This window comes from Clostridium beijerinckii, from assembly GCF_008705175.1.
Classification (GTDB): Bacteria; Bacillota; Clostridia; order Clostridiales; family Clostridiaceae; genus Clostridium; species Clostridium beijerinckii.
On record NZ_CP043998.1, the window covers coordinates 5,750,943 to 5,768,571 of the forward strand.

The following is a 17,629-nucleotide window of genomic DNA, read 5'->3' on the forward strand; positions in this document are numbered from 1 at the left end:
AACTAATTACTTTTCTTGATAAACATTAGTTATCATACAAGTGGCATGCCACGAAATGACCTGGTTTTACTTCCTTTAACTCCGGATCAACTTCTGAGCAAATTGGCTTTGCATATTTACATCTACCTTTAAATCTACATCCTGGCGGTGGATCTATTGGCGATGGAATATCTCCTTCAAGTACTATTCTTTTGCTATTCTTAGCCACATCTGGATCTGGTATTGGTACTGCTGAAAGCAATGCTTGTGTATATGGATGTAATCCTTCAGAGTAAACTTTATTACTTTCTCCCTTTTCAACCATTCTTCCAAGATACATAACTCCAATATGAGTTGATATATGCTTAACCATTGAAAGATCATGCGCTATGAATAGATAAGTTAACCCGAGTTCCTCTTGAAGCTCTTCAAGCATATTTATAACTTGAGCTTGAATAGAAACATCAAGAGCTGATATAGGTTCATCACAAACTATTAGTGATGGTTCAACAGCTAATGCCCTTGCAATACCAATTCTTTGTCTTTGCCCACCTGAAAATTCATGTGGATATCTATTTATATGATCACTAGCAAGCCCAACTTTTGATAATAAACTTCTTATTCTTTCTGTTCTTGCTTCACCTGTTAGCAATTTATGAATATCTATAGCTTCTCCAATTATGTCCCCAACAGTCATTCTTGGATTTAAAGATGCATATGGATCTTGAAATATCATCTGCATTTCTTTTCTTAACGGAACCATTTCTTTTACTGAATTCTTTGTTATATCTTTTCCATTAAATATTATTTGTCCTGATGTTGGCTCATAAAGCTTCAGTATTGTTCTTCCTGTAGTTGTCTTACCACAACCAGATTCACCTACAAGTCCTAAAGTCTCTCCCTTTTTAATTGTAAATGAAACTCTATCTACAGCTTTAACATAGCTATTGCCTTTAAATAAGCCCTTTTTTGCAGGGAAGTATTTACATAAGTCTTTAACTTCTAAAATTATATCTTTATTAGCTTCCACTACTTTATCCTCCTTATAGGTGATTCAACTTCCGGTGCATCCTCATGGCATAACCAACATGCTGCTTGATGTTTTGCTCCTACTTCAAATAATGGAGGCTGCTTTTGAATACATATCTTCATTGCATAGTCACATCTAGCTGCAAACGGACATCCAACTGGTGGATTTAATAAATCTGGTGGTTGCCCTTCAATTGGAATAAGCTTTTCCTTTATATCTTCCTTAGGATTTGGCACACTTCTTAGAAGTCCCCATGTATACGGATGTTTCCCTCTATAAAATATGTCTTCTGTTGTTCCAGTCTCTACTATTACCCCGCCATACATTACATTTATCCTTGAACAAACATCTGCAACAACTCCTAAGTCATGAGTTATTAATATAATTGCAGTATTAAGTTTTTCTCTTAAATCTTTCATTAAATCTAAAATTTGAGCTTGAATAGTAACATCTAATGCTGTTGTTGGTTCATCTGCAATAATAAGCTTTGGCTCACAAATTAAACTCATAGCAATCATTGCTCTCTGTCTCATACCACCTGAAAATTCATGAGGGTATTGTTTCATTCTCTTTTCAGGACTTGGAATTCCAACTAATCCAAGCATCTTTATAGCTTCCTTTTTTGCTTCTGCTCTACTAATTTTTCTATGTTTTAAAAGAGGCTCCATTAATTGCTCACCTATTGTATATACTGGATTTAATGATGTCATAGGATCCTGAAAAATCATTCCTATATCATTACCTCTTATAGTTTCCATTTCAGATTCTCTAATATTAGAGATATCTTTTCCATTAAAATGTATTTCTCCACCAACAATTTTTCCATTGTCAGCTAGAAGTCTCATGATAGACATCATAGTAACACTTTTACCACAACCTGATTCCCCAACTATTCCTAATGCCTCTCCTTTTTCTAAGTAGAAGGATACTCCTCTTACTGAGTGTACTTCACCAGCACTAGTTTTAAAGGAAGTTTGTAGGTCTTTTACATCCAATAATCTTTCCATATACTCTTTCTTCCTCCTATCTCTTGTTCTTAGGATCTAATGCTTGGCTCAATCCATCACCAAAAAGGTTAAACGCTAATATAATTATACAAATCATCGCTGCTGGAAATATTAATTGATACGGATATGTATAAATACCAACCATTGCTTCATTTGCTAAAGTTCCAAGAGATGCTCTTGGAGCAGCTATTCCAAGACCGATAAAACTCAAAAATGCTTCAGTAAATACTGCTTCAGGAATTAATAGTGTTAATGTAACCATTATTGACCCTATACAGTTAGGTATTAAATGCCTTATTAATATTCTTGCATTTGATGCACCTAATGATTTTGCTGCAAGAACAAATTCTTGTTGCTTTAATTGAAGTATATCTCCTCTAACTATTCTAGCCATTCCAATCCAATACGATATAGAAAGTGCTATTACTATTGTAAGAAGCCCACTTCCGCCTGAACCTGGCTTGTTTAAAATAGCCATAAATATTATTACATATATAGTTAACGGAATTGCATATATGATATCAACTATTCTCATTAATATAGCATCTACTTTTCCACCAAAGAAACCAGCTATTCCACCATAAAATACTCCTATTACTAAATTAATAACTGCCGCTAAAACCGCAATAAGAAGTGAATATCTTGCTCCATAAAAGTTTCTAACGAACAAATCTCTTCCAAGATTGTCTGTTCCAAACCAATGCTCTGCCGAAGGTTTCAAATATGTTGATGATAAATCATTTGCTGCATAATTGTATTTAGATAACCATGGAACAAATATAGCTCCAAGGATTACAGCTACTATTACAACAAGTGATATTATAGCAAACTTATCTTTTTTCAATCTCATCCAAGCATCTTTCCAATAACTAATACTTGGTCTTACTGATACCTCAATTTTCTTTTCTTCTTCGCTTAGAGGAGTAAATAAATCCTTTTTAACTTTTAATCCATTTTCCATCTTCTCTTCCTCCCTAAACTTCTGCATCTTGTAGTTTTATTCTTGGATCAATTAATACGTATATTACATCTACAAAGAAAGCAAAAAATACTAACATTGTTCCATAGAATATAGTTACTCCAAGCAGCATACTGTAATCTCTATTTGTAACTGACTGTACGAATTCATTTCCAAGCCCTGGAATCGCAAAAATCTTTTCTGTTACAAAACTTCCTGTTAATATGCTTGCTATTAATGGTCCAATATATGTAACTATTGGTATCAAAGAATTTCTCAATGCATGTTTGAATATAATTGTAGTTTTGCTTAAGCCTTTTGCTTTCGCAGTTCTTATATAATCAGCTTTCAATACATCTATTAATTTACTTCTTGTAAGTCTTGTGATAAATGATAATGGTGCTGCTGCTAGTGCCATACATGGCATTACATAATTCTCCCATTCTCCAAATCCAGTCGCTGGTAATAACCCTAACTGAACTGCTAGTACATATATTAAAACCGCACCTATTACAAAACTTGGTATAGTTATGCATAGTGTAGAAATGAACACTATTAATTTATCCGGCCATTTTCCATTTTTAAGAGCTGCAAGCACTCCAAGAATTATACCTGTTATCACGGCCATTCCTACTGCTACGCCTCCAATTTTTGCAGATGCTGGAAAAGATTTAGCTATAGTATCTGTAACGCTTCTTCCCTTAAAAGTCATTGATTCGCCAAAATCTCCTTGAACTAAATTCTTCATGTACATCCCATATTGCTCTAATACTGGCTTATCCATTCCATATTTAGCTTCCATATTTGCCTTAATTTGTGGCGTTAACTTTTCACCATCAAATGGTCCCCCTGGCATAAGTCTCATTAGAAAAAATACTATTGTGATTATAGCCCATATCGTTACAAGGCTTATAAGAAATCTTTTTCCAATATATTTTAACATGTATTTCTCTCCTTCTTTTTTTATTTTATATAATTTATTTTTTAATATTTGGAAATTCTGTATGAATATTTAAAATTTTTAATAAAATTTTAAATATTTTCTGTTTTCTTGGAAGCGCTTCCACATTCGCTTAAAAATTTCAATATATTATGGCAATGGAGTCATTAAACAAAACTTAAATGTCTAATAACTCCGTTGTTATCTATTTATCAATATTTAATTTTTACTCCATAAAATTTAATTTATTCTCAATATAATACTATAATAATAATCTCATTCTCTAAAAATGTCAACATTATATTTGAAATAGATAATATCAACTCTATGTAAATTTCATAAAATATTACCATTATGATGAACTAAATATATGCATTATAAATCTAAATATTCGTGATTTTAACTAGTTTCTAATGATCAATATTATATTCTTTCCAGTACAAAGCTATAACTTATTATTCCAATTACAATTTCTTTTATATCAAAAAAATATAGATCATTCTTATTAAACTCCATACTTTTTTTGATATCATAATCTGATGTAAAATAGTATTTATTTGTTTCTTCTATATTTAATCTATCGCCTCTTACTTGATGAACTTTTTACAATTAGTTTGCATAATAGATTTTCTACTTGTTCAAACACTTCGCTAGTATCGCACTCTAACAAATTTGCAAAAAATCCATTCAATATTATGATGTCACTATCAGGATATATCCGCTGATAAGATTTGAGCATTTCCATAAACTTAATATAATTAGCTTCTCCATACGTAACTGTATTGTCTTTTTTTCTTAATTCCTGCTTAATTACATCTAAATCATCCCCGCCTGTATTTGCAAAAGCAATTTCTGAATAATTGCCTGCTAAAAGAAAATCATCTACTGTCTGACTACTCATAACCATTTCCTTGTTTATAATATTTTTATAGCTTCTAAATATTATTTCAACAGCTTTTAAAGAAAAAAGCCTAGTATATTCAGTTGCTCTGGGAGATAAATATGATTCAATGGCATGAATTAATGCATTTATAGAGCTACTTATAAGCAGGTCTAGTGGTAATTTGCTTAGTAATTCTGTTATCATAACTGTACTATCAGCATATAATTCATCTGCAACAAGACTTACTTTCATATTATTTTCTTTTAATTGTAATTCAGAAACATTATTTACTTCACTTCCGATACCAAGTTTAGTTGGAACTAATACTAATTCTTTTTCTTTAATTATTTCTAACTTATTATTGTATAAATCTACAACCGGAGAAATATTTGTTAAGGAAAATAATTTTCCGATCTCTAAAATACATTTATCGCCAATAGCAATAATCCTTTCATGAGATATTCTTCTAATATGTTCATACATACTCTCAACTATATCATCAGACATATTTCCAATTCCATAGTTCTCTTTAAACAGAACTGCTGCCTCATTTACATTAAATTTCAAGCAATTATTATATATTTCTTTTCCTGTAATTATCAGATCATCTTTGCCTATGTGAAATTCCTTACAAAAAGTTTTACAATCATTATATTTATATATCACAGGACCTAGCATTAATTGTCTCATAAGCACATATCTCCTTATCATGAAAAAAATGCTATATACATTGATATATAGCATCTTTACTTCTAAATATTAAATTCCTTTTTTGTATCTTCCAATGCTGCATCCATTCTCTCAATAACATTATCCATATCTTTTTTTGAAATAACAGCTGCTGGTTCAAAACGGATGCATTTAGCATTTACTAAAGTTCCTGCAGTCATAACGCCTCTTTTAAATAACCCCTTAGCAACAGAGTATCCTATATCACTTTCACGAAACTCTACAGCTAACATAAGTCCAGTACCTCTTACCTCATTTATAACTGTAGGATACTTCTTCCATAACATTTCTAACCCTGACTTTAAATATTCGCCTTTTTCTTTACATTGTCCTGGAACATCATTTTCTAGCATATATTTTATTGTAGCAAGCGCTGCTGAACAGCAAACTGGATTTCCTCCAAAAGTTGGTGATCCTAAAAGCCATGGATTGTCCACTAATTCTTCTGTCCACATTTTAGGCCTGCATATAATACCTGTTATTGGCATTATCCCTCCACCAAACGCCTTACCAAAAGTCATGATATCAGGAGTTACACCTTCTGCTTCACACCTCCACATTGTTCCAGTCCTACCCATTCCAGTTTGAATTTCATCAAATATTAGAGCAACTCCATATTCATCGCATATTTCACGAACTTCTTGTAAATAACCTTCTGGTGGAATGATAATCCCTGCTTCACCTTGTATTGGCTCTAATATAACAGCTGCAACTTTCTCGCCTACTGCATATAGATTACTTATAGCTTTCCTTATATCTTCTGCATTTCCATATTCAACGTGTTGAACTTGCTGTACCATTGGTGTATACGGCACTCTGTATGTGCTCTTCCCCCCCATTGAAATAGCCCCCATTGATTTACCATGAAACGCTCCTACTGTTGAAATGTACCATCTTCCACCTGTTGCGATTCTTGCAAGCTTTAATGCCATTTCTACTGCTTCTGCTCCTCCATTAGTGAAAAAGCAATATTCTAAATCTCCCGGCGTAATTTCAGCAACTGCTTTTGCAAGATATCCTCTTAATGGATCTAATAATTCTTGCGAATGTAATGCTTGATGATCGAGCTGTGCTTTTACAACATCAAGTATTTCCTCATTTCTATGCCCACATGTATAAATTCCAAATCCACCTAGACAATCTATAAATTCTTCTCCATATAATCCTGTGCAATATGCTCCCTGATCTGTCCATTCTACAACTGCTGCATTTGTTGATACTGATTTTCTGTATTTAAGCCATCCTGGACTTACATAGTTATCGAAATAATTTATTGTATCCTTTGTAATTGATTCTTTTTCCTCGTTTGTTAATCCATCGCTTTTTATATATCCTATAACTCTGTTTAAATCTTCAATAATTTGTTCTCTTTGTGCCATAATAATTACTCCCTTTCTAAAATTAAAACGACGCATTACAATGATTTTAAATCAGTAATACGTCGTTGTATTTAATCTATTTTCTTTATTGATATTATTATAAATCAGATGCCCTAGTTAAAACAATTCTCTCAATGTATGGTTATTGCATTATTTTAGAAGTACGTATACTACTTTATAAGTATCTTCTTTACTTTTTAGTATATACTTACAATAATATTTAAGTATTATAACCGCATGTACAATTTATGTAATTTATGGTAAAATACCTTTAATAATCTCGCATATTTATAGAATATTTGTGCAGATATAAATATTAGTAATATATAGTTATGGAAGGTATCTATATGCAAAATAATGAATTTCTATTAATAAATAATATAATTTATCAGATATATAGCATTCCGGATTTTGATACAATGAAAATAACATTTTTGAACCTACTAAAAATGTTAATTCCTAATACAGCCTCCAGTATTCTAATGGCTGACCATACTAATTCGAAGAACTTGGTATGTGATCCCATCTGTGTCCCTGAGGTTTACTCAGATACTGAAAAAAATTACCTTTTAAATGAAGATGAAGATTATACTCGTTGGGTAATGTTGAGTGGACAATGCCTACTTATTCGTGAAAGCGATTTAATGCCTGAAGAAGAGAGAGTTAAAACAGTACTATATAAGAAATGCTACGAGCCATTTAGGCTTCATTACTCATTACAATTAAATCTCGTATATAATGATTTATTTTTAGGAGTTCTCACAATTTATCGTAGACGAGAAGAAGGAGATTTTACCTCCGATGAGATGTTCATTGTAAAGGCCTTTAGCGATCATCTCAATCTTCGCTTTTATGAATATTATACAAAGGATTCAAAAAATTCTTCCAATATATCGTTCTCTATGGCAAATCTAGCCTCGAAGTATAATTTAACAAATCGTGAAGTAGAAGTTTTACAATTAATTTTTCAGGATATGAATAATGATGAAATTGCTAACAAACTTTATATAAGTGGATATACACTAAAAAAACACATTCAGAATTTATACCGCAAATTCAATGTGTCTACTAAATGGAACTTGTTAAAATTTAGAGAATAACCTTACTTTAAGGACGCTACAAAGTACCCGAAATGTAAAAATACTTGCAGTTCGGAAATATTTTAAATTTACTACAAAAAGCCGAAATAGAATATATGTGTTTAGTGTAAGTTTAAATTAAATCATATTTAGCAAGTATTTTTATATTTCTGTAATTAGTAACCTCTTAATAAGTCTTATTTTCTATCATTTATTATAATTTAGCATTACACATTGTCATGTTTAGCTCATTAATAATTATTTGCTGAATATTTCGTCTCTAATGAAATACATCCATAATTTTAAGAATACTTATAATAATATTTCATACTATACTATCATATTTTCACCAAATTAGATGTCTCTATGTAAAGAAGTATGTAAAGTGATAGCAGCACAAAGAAAGAGAATACATATATGTGGAGCAGGCATTGAAAAATAAGCTGCCGTAATATCTTAATGGGAAGTTGTTCCGCTTTTGCTTGTCCTGCGCTTGTCACAGGAGCATGCAGAAGTGGTGCAACTTTCCATTTAGATATTCTCAGCGAAATTTTTCACAGTCCTGAGGAACATATATGTATTCTCTTTCGGTTGTTCTCGCTTCACTTTATATTCTTCACAAAACCAATTTTAATGTTCGTACCAGCCAATTGGTCCTGGGGTTAAATTGATGTTTATTTGTTTTATTTCTTGGTATTCTTCTAAACCGTGGACACCTAGTTCTCTACCATATCCACTCATTTTATATCCTCCCCATGGTGCTTCGTTGAAAGTTGGATTATAACAATTAATCCACGTGATACCTGCTCTAATTTCCTTTATTACTTTTAATGCTCTGGTTCCATCTGATGTAAATACTGCTCCTGCTAAACCGTAGATTGTATCATTAGCTAAGGCTATAGCTTCCTCTTCTGTTTTAAATGTTTGTATTGTCACAACTGGTCCAAAGATTTCTTCTTTTACAATTGTCATATCTGAAGTACAGTTGTCAAATATAGTTGGTCTCACATAATAGCCTTCTGCACATTCTCCTTCTGTGTATCTTTCTCCACCACAAACTAGGGTTGCACCTTCATTCTTACCTATCTCAATATATTTTAATACTATTTCCATATGTTCTTTTGAAACTAACGGACCCATATCTGGATTATTTACTGGATTTCCTATAGTCATTGCATTAGCCTTTTCTGAAAGACGTGCAATAAATTTATCTTTAATTGATTCTTCAATAATAATACGTGAACCTGCTGAACAAACTTCTCCTTGATTAAAGAATATACCGACCATGGCCCATTCAACTGCTCCTTCAAAGTCCGCATCTGCAAAAATAATATTTGGTGATTTCCCCCCAAGTTCTAGGCCAACTTTTTTAAGGTTTCCTACAGCAGCTCTTGCAATACTTTGTCCTACTTCTGTGCTTCCTGTGAAAGTAACCATGTCTATATCATTACTTTCAGCTATTTCCTGCCCTACAGTTCCACCTGAACCTAATACCAAATTAACAGATCCCTTTGGAAGCCCTATTTCATCAAATATTTCAAATAATGCAATTGTTGATAAAGGAGTATTTGAGCTAGGTTTAAATACGACACTGTTTCCTGCCGCAATAGCTGGCGCTAACTTCCAAACTGCCATTAAAAATGGGTAGTTCCATGGAGTGATTTGTCCACATACCCCTACTGGTTCATGCACTGTATATGAATGCATTTGTCCAAAGCCATCATTTACATCATAAACTCCACCATATGGTTTAGTAATTAATCCTGCATAATATCTAAAGCAGTGAATTCCATCATCAACGTCCCCCTCAGCCTCACGAAGAGGCTTTCCATTATCTATTGTATCGAGCATTGCAAATTTATCTCTTTTTTCTGCTATCTTATCTGCAATTTGTAAAAGAATATCAGCACGAGCTTGTGCATTCATTCTCCTCCATTCACCTTTTCCATAAAAAGATTCTTTTGCAGCTGCAATTGCTAGCTTAGTATCCTCACTCCCACCTTCTGTTGTCTTTGCAACTACTTGTCCATTAGCTGGATTTATTACTTCTCTCGTTTTTTTAGAAGTAGCTTCTACCCATTCGCCATTGATGTACATCTTTTTAATTTCCATAATATCTCTTCCTCTCATTTAATTAATATAAGATCTCTCAACTTATTTTTGCTAACAATTTATTTTGCTGTGAATTTCACACATTAATTTCTATTAACAATTAATTTCAAAGTCTAATAAATATCTGTAAGGCCTGATTTCTTAAGCATATTCTGAAGAATATATATGGTAAAGAATACTTATTCTTAAGAATATTTATGGTAATATTCCGAAGAATATATATTCTAATATTCTCAAGAATATTTGTGGTAGACCTTATTAGTTTATTCCATACTTCTCATTGCTCCCAATTCCACATAAGACACTTATCTTTAATAGTTTTCCCTGCACTTATATCCAATACTTCTTTCCCTTTTACTGTAATAACTCCATTTACAAAAACATATTCAATGCTTTCTGGCCTTGTGTCTGTGGCTCCAAAGCATGGATAATCTGCTCTATCTTCTATTATTTTCGCATCAAATATTAAAATATCTGCATCAGCTCCAACTCCAATAAATCCTTTATTTATTAATCCTAAGCGTTTTGCCGGCATGTATGTGCATCGTCTTATAGCATCTATTAAAGTGATTCTATGCTGCTCTCTTACCATAGTTTTAAAAAATTTAGGATATGTCCCTGCATCTTGGGGATGACCTGGGACTCCAGCATCGTATAATGTTCCCGCATCTGTAGAGACCATTACATAAGGTTTTTCTAGGATTTCAAATACTTCATATTCCTCTCCTACCATGCCTATGACCGTATCATCCGGATAATTTCGTCTAAGTTCTTCATAAATTTCTTTGGTTAATCTCTTACCTTTATATTTACCAGTCCCAGCTATTAAGCTGCTATAATCGCATCCCCACTTTTCTATGCAGCCTTCATCAAAAACAGCACTTCCAATGGAAGTCGCAAATCCACTATACAATCCGCTATCTACGGATATGTCTAGCCCTTCGGCTAAAGCTTCTTCTATCATATGAAGAGCTTCTGTTGCCATTCCCATTCCAAACTGGTAAGTTAGATGAGATATATTTACAGCTGCACCTGTTTTTCTAGTTATATCAATAGCTTCTCTTAAGCTAGAAAGGCCACCATAGGAGTCTGACCTTGTATGAATTGATACTAACTTTCCATATTGGGCTGCAACTTTTGCTAGTTCTAATACTTCCTTCCTTGAGCTTCCAGGAACATATTCAAGTCCGAATGATAATCCGCTGACTCCAAATTCAAATGCTTCTTCAAGGATACCCTTCATCTTTTCAATTTCTTCATCGCTGGATGATTTATATCTATCAGTAACCCCAACTTGTTCTCTCAGAGTAGTATGTCCAATTTGTTCTATTTGATTGATTAAAAAACTATCATATTTATTGTAGAATTCCTTAATATTTTCTGGAGACATTCCACAATTACCATTGTATACTGTAGTAACTCCCATGGCTGCTAGCACTCTAGCACAATCTAAGTCCCCCTCTACATGAGCATGAATATCTATAATACCTGGACATACTGTCTTGCCTCTTACATCTAATTCAATGTTACCTTCCATATCTTCTCTTGTTATAGTTTTTATTTTTCCATTCAGGATTCCAATATTAGCAATAGTGCTCTTTTTTCGCTTTGGATCTATTATGGTTCCATTCTTAATAACAACATTGTATTTAATCATTAACTCACCCTCTTATTCAAGTTAGTAAACCTTTATGCCTTATTATCTTTATGAACATGAAAATAAATAACAGGCAAACATTCTGTTCCACTATTCTCTTATTGTGACTTAAGCTTCCTAACTTGAAATGCAGTATTTAAAGCTATAATTATAATGGTTATAACCATTATTACTGTGGATAAAGCATTTACTTCTGGTGTTACTCCAGTCTTTACCATGGAGAAAATTTTAAGTGGAAGTGTTGTACTTCCTGGTCCAGCTGTAAAGAAGCTAATTACAACATCATCAATAGATAATGAAAATGCCAGCATAGCACCAGACAAAACTCCTGGCATTATGAGCGGTAACGTTACTCTCCAGAAAGTCACAATCCTATTTGCACCTAAATCCATAGCTGCTTCTTCAAGATATTTATCAAATCCAGCAAGTCTTGCTCTCACTGTTATTACAACAAAAGGAATACTGAAAGTAATGTGAGATAAAGTAATACTAATTAATCCTAAAGGAATACTAAGAACTGAATATATTGAAAGTAGAGCAATACCAAGTACTACTTCTGGAATTACTATAGGGATGTATAATAATTTATCTATTACATCTCTTCCTCTAAATCTGTATTTACTTAGCCCTATAGCACCAATAGTTCCTATAATAGTTGAAATAATAGTACTTATAATCCCAATAATCAAAGTATTTGAAAGCGCCTCCATTAAAGTTCTATTTTTGAAGAAGGTCCCATACCATTGAAAAGTGAAATTTTCGAAAGTAATATTTAACTTTGAAGTATTAAATGAAAAAATAATTACATAAAAGATAGGAAGATATAAAAATAAGAAAACAAGATAAATATAAATATTCTTAAATATTCTAGATATATTCTTTTTCTGCATCTTTGTCATTTTACATACCTCCTAAGTCGTCCATATTACCACCTGATTTTTGGTATAACCATACAAGTACCAAAGTAATTACAATTAAAAATATTGAAATTGCTGATCCGAGTGGCCAATTCCTGGCGGTTATAAATTGAGTTCTAATAACATTACCAATTACTTGAGTTTTACTTCCTCCAAGTAAGTCAGTAACAAAGAAATATCCTAATGAAGGAATAAATACTAGAATACTGCCTGCAAATATTCCCGGCATCGTAAGTGGTAAGGTAACTTTCATAAAAGAAGTAATAGGTTTTGCTCCTAAATCACTACAGGCTTCCAAAAGCGATTTATCCAATTTTTCAATTGAGCTATATAAAGGTAAAATCATGAATGGTAATAACATATATACTAGACCTATCATTACCCCGGTTGTATTATATACTAGTTGAAGTGGTTCATTAATTAATCCTAATTTCAACAATAGTGAATTGATAATACCGTCCTTGCGAAGTAAATTGATCCATCCAAAAAGTCTAATTAACGAACTTACCAAGAAAGGAACTATTACCATAGCCATAAAAACTATCTTCTTTATAGTTGTTTTTTGGGCTATAAAGTAAGTAAATGGATATGCAATTACTATGCAGATTACAGTCGTAAAGGTCGAAATCAAAAATGATTCACCAAAAACCTTTAAATATAACGGATCAAATACTTGTACAAAATTATTTAATGTAAATCCAATAACAACTCCACCATAAGTCCCCTTATTCATAAAACTCATAACGAAGACATAAATAAATGGAATAGCCACTAGCAAAATCATCCATGCTGAAACTGGACCAACTGTGGTTATAAGAGGCATGTTTATTTTCTTTTTACTTTTCATTTAAGCACCTCCTTATTTTGTTTGGTTCTCTACTGTAAATACGGGATTATCTACAACATTGAAGACTTCTTGGCTTTGTGATTTAATAACAACTGCATCTTCCTTTTCCCAATACACATATACTTCTGAACCTATTGGTAGTAATTCCACTTTTGGAGTAGTATTCATCTTTATCTCCATTCCTGTTGGAAGCATAATTATTGTTTTATTAACATTCCCAATATAGACATGCTCTTTTACTTTTCCTACAAGAGTAAATCCTTCTATCGCTTCCTTAGATAATCTTATATTTTCAGGCCTTACTAGAACATAAATTATTTCATTATCCATAACCTGAGAATCCAATACTATAGCATCTCCATTTTCTAATTTTACTCTTGATAAATCATTCTCTAACTTATTAGCAACTCCATAAAAAATATTTGATTCTCCAATAAAATCTGCCACAAATTTAGATTTTGGCCTTTCATATATTTCCTTTGGTGTTCCTATTTGCTCTAAATCTCCTCCATACATAATTGCAATTCTATCACTCATTGTAAGTGCTTCCTCTTGATCATGAGTGACATAAACAAATGTAATTCCCAACTTTTTTTGAAGACGCTTCAATTCAAATTGCATTTGCTTTCTTAATTTTAAATCCAAAGCTCCTAAAGGTTCATCTAGAAGCAAAACCTTTGGTCTATTTATAAGGGCTCTTCCTATTGCAACCCTTTGTTTTTGTCCACCTGATAATTGATCTGGTTTTCTATTTTCAAATCCCACTAGCTGCACTAGCTCGAGAATTTCTGTAACACGCTGTTTAATTTCTGCTTTATTAACTTTCTTGACTGATAATCCAAAAGCTAAATTATCATAAATAGTCATATGAGGAAATAGTGCATAGTTTTGGAAAACTGTATTTACTTCTCTCTCATAAGGTTCAGAGTTTTGAACCTCTTCCCCCTCAATATAAATGCTTCCACTAGTAGGTGTTTCGAAGCCTGCTATCATTCTCAAGGTTGTAGTTTTACCACAACCCGAGGGGCCAAGCATAGTTAAAAATTCACCTTTTTTTATGTCAATAAATAGATCTCTAACTACATGATTATCTCCGTATTTTTTATTTATATTATCTATTTTCACGATAACCTCAGACATTTAATCCCCTCCAAAGTCTTATTTTTCACCCTTATCCTTTAAACTTAGTCCATAAGTCAGTTATTTTTGATACATTTTCTCCAATGTCTTGTAAACCTTGACTTTTCTTCATTTCAGCCTCCGGAATATTCATAATATTGTTATTTTTAAAGTCGTCTCCTAGAATATCTTTGGCTGCTTTGTTTGGATTTACATATGGGAAAGTCTTTGAAATAGTAGCACTTACTTCTGGATCTAATATATAGTTCATTAGTAAGTCTGCATTCTCAGAATTCTTAGCTCCGTTCACTTTCATCATCATATCAAATGTGAAGTAAATGCCTTCTTCTGGATAAACTACTTTAATTGCTGGATTCTCCTTAGCTGCTAAAGCGCATTCACCTCCATAAACAAGGCCTAATGAACACTCACCATTTAATAATAATGTTTTTGGACTATCACCGTTAAATGCATGAATATTTGGTTTCAATTGTGTTAAAAAGTCCTCTGCTTTCTTTAATCCTTCATCGCTTGTATCATTTATCTTATATCCATTTGTCATTAATCCAATCCCGACTATTGGCCTAGCATCCTCAACAACAACCATAGTATCTTTATACTTAGGATTCAATAAATCTTTATATGATTTTATATTATCCTTAATTTTATCTGTATTAACTGCGATTAATATGCTTGTACCCAAATAAGGAATACTGTATTCATTTTTAGGATCATTTGCTTCATGTAAATATTGCTCATCAATATTTTTGAAGTTCTCTATTTTACTTGTATCTAATTTTTGAATCAAATCTTGAGATTTTAGTATATTAATATCTTGAGCCGGGCCAATAATCATATCATATGTCCCTTTACTTCCTGATTTAACTTTTGCAAGCATTTCATCTGGATCAGTAAATGTAGTCATATTAACTGTAACCCCATACTTTTCTTCAAAGCCTTTTAGGACGTCATCTGGCAGATATTCGGACCAGCAGATAACATTTAATTCCTTACTTTCACCAGAATTTTCACCTGTACTTCCATTAGAAGTTGATTGAGTATTTGAACCACAGCCAGATAAACTCATTGTTACCATGCATCCTATTGTTATACTTAATATAAGTTTCTTTAATATACCTTTTATCATCTAAATCACTCCTCTAAATAAAAATAGCTTTTATGCTTATAATTTCCTAACTCTTCTATCATGAGCTAAAACAAAAAAGTGCATAAAGATATTCATACCTTTATGCACCCTTGCATCTAAATATTTATAATTATAAAGCCTTACTTCCTCTTTCACCTGTCCTAATACGAACAACTTGTTCTATATTTCTAACAAAAATTTTTCCATCTCCAACATTGCCAGTTCCTACCTTGTCTATTACTGATAAAATAATATCTTCTATTATATTGTCCTCTACTACTGCCTCGACTTTAATTTTGGGTAATAAATTTATATTTGTTTTTAAACCCTTAATCTCATTTACACCTTCTAGCGAGCCTCTTTGAGTTCCACATCCCATTGCGGTTGATATTGTCATTCCACCACAGTGGTATTCATCCAAAATACTTTTAATAATTTCTAATTTTTCCGGTCTTATAATTAATACTATTTCTTTCATAGCCTCTCTCCTCCCTAATTGCAAAATTATATACAAACTTCCATCTAAACAACTATTTCACTACTTCTTGTGAATAATATACTATCAAAATCTTTTTATAACAATTCACCAAAAACACCATTTTAATTATCCTTTTTAATATATAGATACCCCTAAAGTAGTATTCTCATCCTCTTTCTTTAACCATCTTAAATAGCTGAACTCTATTCTTAATACCTAGCTTTCTATATATATTAAGTACATGTTTCTTTAATGTATTATTTGTAATGCATAATTTATTGCTAATCTCACTGTTCTCTAATCCATTCATTAGTTCACATAACACAGCTTCTTCCCTTTTGGTTAATCCGTAAGTATCTACACACTGGGAAATAGATATTTTTTCTCCACCCATGGAATTATTATTTAGATCCTGATATAGCCTAAAGGCTAAATGTTCTTTAATAATATCAAGTACAAAAGAATCCTCATATATAAAATCTTCTTTTCCTTTTATTCTAAAGAAACATACTACACCAACAAACTGATTTTTGTGTGCCAATATCATATTTAGTGTATGATGCCAATTGTTAGGTTCAAAGTACTTTTTATAGTATTCCGTCTCTACTCTCTTTTTCTCTGAAATAATATCACTTTCTCTATATACTTTACTTTTACCACCAAACATTAATCCCCTGCTATAATCTATACTGTCATACTTGTCCATGTAATTTTCATCTGCTCTAGGCTTGTAATTGTAAAATACTGGTTTAACCAATGTATGACTATTTAATTCTGATGCAATATAAAAATCAGCACTATCAAAATCTAAAACTAAAGCCATCTGAGTAAGGAAATTTTTTCGCATAGTAGTAGAATTCTCAATAGAATTAATCTGATATACTATATTGTTAATAACCATCCAATCATTTGTTTCTAAACTACGCATTTGCTAAAACTTCCTTTCCTAAAGTATTGAATAATATAAAATAAGAGGCATATGTAATTCTCTTAATGAGATATTTACATATGCCTCTTTGCACATATCAATTTACTTATACATTATTTTACTCTTTCACTATTCGCCTTTCAACATTATCATTTGATTATTTTTTATACTAAACATACTCCTTTAGGAGTACATTTAAAGTAATTATAAAGTTATATTTTAATTGTCTTCATCAAAATATAATACTGATTCAGTTTCTCTACAATATTTAACGCACATACACTGTGCCAATTTTCTTGGACATTTATAACATAAACAAGTCAGATCCTTTCCATTACATCTTCCTTGCTTTAGTTCTCCACAATCTCCGCAATTTACTCCATTTCCTGCTGGCATAATAGTATCACTACTCCTTTAATTTTATACTTACATTATTATTA

At 32.0% G+C, this 17,629-nt stretch carries 16 protein-coding genes; 1 reads left to right on the plus strand and 15 read right to left on the minus strand.

The window, feature by feature from the left end; genetic code table 11:
• Positions 1-25 precede the first annotated feature (25 nt).
• The 6 genes from F3K33_RS25325 to F3K33_RS25350 all read right to left on the minus strand — a co-directional run bounded on the left by F3K33_RS25325 (position 26) and on the right by F3K33_RS25350 (position 6,905).
• Positions 26-1,009, minus strand: coding sequence for an ABC transporter ATP-binding protein (locus F3K33_RS25325; RefSeq protein ID WP_012061079.1), 984 nt, complete (start codon positions 1,007-1,009; stop codon positions 26-28).
• Positions 1,009-2,016 carry an ABC transporter ATP-binding protein gene (locus F3K33_RS25330; RefSeq protein ID WP_023974889.1) on the minus strand — a complete coding sequence of 336 codons (1,008 nt, stop codon included), beginning with the start codon at positions 2,014-2,016 and terminating at the stop codon, positions 1,009-1,011. The genes F3K33_RS25325 and F3K33_RS25330 overlap by 1 nt, the downstream gene beginning before the upstream one ends.
• A gap of 16 nt (positions 2,017-2,032) precedes the next feature.
• The gene (locus F3K33_RS25335; protein WP_012061081.1) at positions 2,033-2,977 is read right to left on the minus strand and encodes an ABC transporter permease; all 945 of its coding nucleotides are present in this window, start codon (positions 2,975-2,977) and stop codon (positions 2,033-2,035) included.
• 13 nt (positions 2,978-2,990) lie between these two features.
• Positions 2,991-3,917, minus strand: coding sequence for an ABC transporter permease (locus F3K33_RS25340; protein WP_023974890.1), 927 nt, complete (start codon positions 3,915-3,917; stop codon positions 2,991-2,993).
• A gap of 574 nt (positions 3,918-4,491) precedes the next feature.
• Positions 4,492-5,487, minus strand: a complete 996-nt coding sequence (locus tag F3K33_RS25345) for an iron-containing alcohol dehydrogenase (protein WP_023974891.1) — start codon at positions 5,485-5,487, stop codon at positions 4,492-4,494.
• Between the two features lie 62 nt (positions 5,488-5,549).
• The gene (locus F3K33_RS25350) at positions 5,550-6,905 is read right to left on the minus strand and encodes a putrescine aminotransferase (protein WP_039772962.1); all 1,356 of its coding nucleotides are present in this window, start codon (positions 6,903-6,905) and stop codon (positions 5,550-5,552) included.
• A 347-nt stretch (positions 6,906-7,252) separates the two neighbouring features.
• On the opposite strand from F3K33_RS25350, the gene F3K33_RS25355 reads away from it, so the two are divergent.
• The gene (locus tag F3K33_RS25355) at positions 7,253-8,005 is read left to right on the plus strand and encodes a helix-turn-helix domain-containing protein (RefSeq protein WP_039772960.1); all 753 of its coding nucleotides are present in this window, start codon (positions 7,253-7,255) and stop codon (positions 8,003-8,005) included.
• 609 nt (positions 8,006-8,614) lie between these two features.
• On the opposite strand, the gene F3K33_RS25360 is transcribed toward F3K33_RS25355, so the two are convergent.
• The 9 genes from F3K33_RS25360 to F3K33_RS26580 form a co-directional block, all read right to left on the minus strand.
• Positions 8,615-10,096, minus strand: coding sequence for an aldehyde dehydrogenase family protein (locus tag F3K33_RS25360; protein ID WP_039772959.1), 1,482 nt, complete (start codon positions 10,094-10,096; stop codon positions 8,615-8,617).
• 277 nt (positions 10,097-10,373) lie between these two features.
• Positions 10,374-11,750: an amidohydrolase family protein gene (locus F3K33_RS25365; protein ID WP_174775807.1), complete on the minus strand. Its 1,377-nt coding sequence runs from the start codon at positions 11,748-11,750 to the stop codon at positions 10,374-10,376.
• 101 nt (positions 11,751-11,851) lie between these two features.
• A complete protein-coding gene (locus F3K33_RS25370) occupies positions 11,852-12,652 on the minus strand; it encodes an ABC transporter permease (RefSeq protein WP_039772956.1) in 801 nt (266 codons plus the stop codon).
• A 1-nt stretch (position 12,653) separates the two neighbouring features.
• Positions 12,654-13,517: an ABC transporter permease gene (locus F3K33_RS25375; protein WP_023974896.1), complete on the minus strand. Its 864-nt coding sequence runs from the start codon at positions 13,515-13,517 to the stop codon at positions 12,654-12,656.
• Positions 13,518-13,529: 12 nt separating this feature from the next.
• Positions 13,530-14,657 carry an ABC transporter ATP-binding protein gene (locus F3K33_RS25380; protein WP_023974897.1) on the minus strand — a complete coding sequence of 376 codons (1,128 nt, stop codon included), beginning with the start codon at positions 14,655-14,657 and terminating at the stop codon, positions 13,530-13,532.
• Positions 14,658-14,688: 31 nt separating this feature from the next.
• A complete protein-coding gene (locus F3K33_RS25385) occupies positions 14,689-15,783 on the minus strand; it encodes a polyamine ABC transporter substrate-binding protein (RefSeq protein WP_017212274.1) in 1,095 nt (364 codons plus the stop codon).
• Positions 15,784-15,913: 130 nt separating this feature from the next.
• A complete protein-coding gene (locus tag F3K33_RS25390; RefSeq protein ID WP_012061092.1) occupies positions 15,914-16,261 on the minus strand; it encodes a P-II family nitrogen regulator in 348 nt (115 codons plus the stop codon).
• A 166-nt stretch (positions 16,262-16,427) separates the two neighbouring features.
• Complete coding sequence (locus tag F3K33_RS25395; RefSeq protein ID WP_012061093.1) at positions 16,428-17,189, minus strand: helix-turn-helix domain-containing protein; 762 nt, start codon at positions 17,187-17,189, stop codon at positions 16,428-16,430.
• Positions 17,190-17,408: 219 nt separating this feature from the next.
• Positions 17,409-17,585 carry a hypothetical protein gene (locus tag F3K33_RS26580; protein ID WP_017212276.1) on the minus strand — a complete coding sequence of 59 codons (177 nt, stop codon included), beginning with the start codon at positions 17,583-17,585 and terminating at the stop codon, positions 17,409-17,411.
• Positions 17,586-17,629 lie beyond the last annotated feature (44 nt).

Excerpts from the sequence above, each read along its gene's own strand:
- F3K33_RS25390 (WP_012061092.1), bottom strand. The coding sequence starts at position 16,261 with ATGAAAGAAATAGTATTAATTATAAGACCGGAAAAATTAGAAATTATT.
- F3K33_RS25340 (WP_023974890.1), bottom strand. The coding sequence starts at position 3,917 with ATGTTAAAATATATTGGAAAAAGATTTCTTATAAGCCTTGTAACGATA.
- F3K33_RS26580 (WP_017212276.1), bottom strand. The coding sequence starts at position 17,585 with ATGCCAGCAGGAAATGGAGTAAATTGCGGAGATTGTGGAGAACTAAAG.
- F3K33_RS25375 (WP_023974896.1), bottom strand. The coding sequence starts at position 13,517 with ATGAAAAGTAAAAAGAAAATAAACATGCCTCTTATAACCACAGTTGGT.
- F3K33_RS25360 (WP_039772959.1), bottom strand. The coding sequence starts at position 10,096 with ATGGAAATTAAAAAGATGTACATCAATGGCGAATGGGTAGAAGCTACT.
- F3K33_RS25395 (WP_012061093.1), bottom strand. The coding sequence starts at position 17,189 with ATGCGTAGTTTAGAAACAAATGATTGGATGGTTATTAACAATATAGTA.
- F3K33_RS25330 (WP_023974889.1), bottom strand. The coding sequence starts at position 2,016 with ATGGAAAGATTATTGGATGTAAAAGACCTACAAACTTCCTTTAAAACT.
- F3K33_RS25355 (WP_039772960.1), top strand. The coding sequence starts at position 7,253 with ATGCAAAATAATGAATTTCTATTAATAAATAATATAATTTATCAGATA.
- F3K33_RS25335 (WP_012061081.1), bottom strand. The coding sequence starts at position 2,977 with ATGGAAAATGGATTAAAAGTTAAAAAGGATTTATTTACTCCTCTAAGC.
- F3K33_RS25385 (WP_017212274.1), bottom strand. The coding sequence starts at position 15,783 with ATGATAAAAGGTATATTAAAGAAACTTATATTAAGTATAACAATAGGA.
- F3K33_RS25350 (WP_039772962.1), bottom strand. The coding sequence starts at position 6,905 with ATGGCACAAAGAGAACAAATTATTGAAGATTTAAACAGAGTTATAGGA.
- F3K33_RS25380 (WP_023974897.1), bottom strand. The coding sequence starts at position 14,657 with ATGTCTGAGGTTATCGTGAAAATAGATAATATAAATAAAAAATACGGA.
- F3K33_RS25345 (WP_023974891.1), bottom strand. The coding sequence starts at position 5,487 with ATGAGACAATTAATGCTAGGTCCTGTGATATATAAATATAATGATTGT.
- F3K33_RS25370 (WP_039772956.1), bottom strand. The coding sequence starts at position 12,652 with ATGACAAAGATGCAGAAAAAGAATATATCTAGAATATTTAAGAATATT.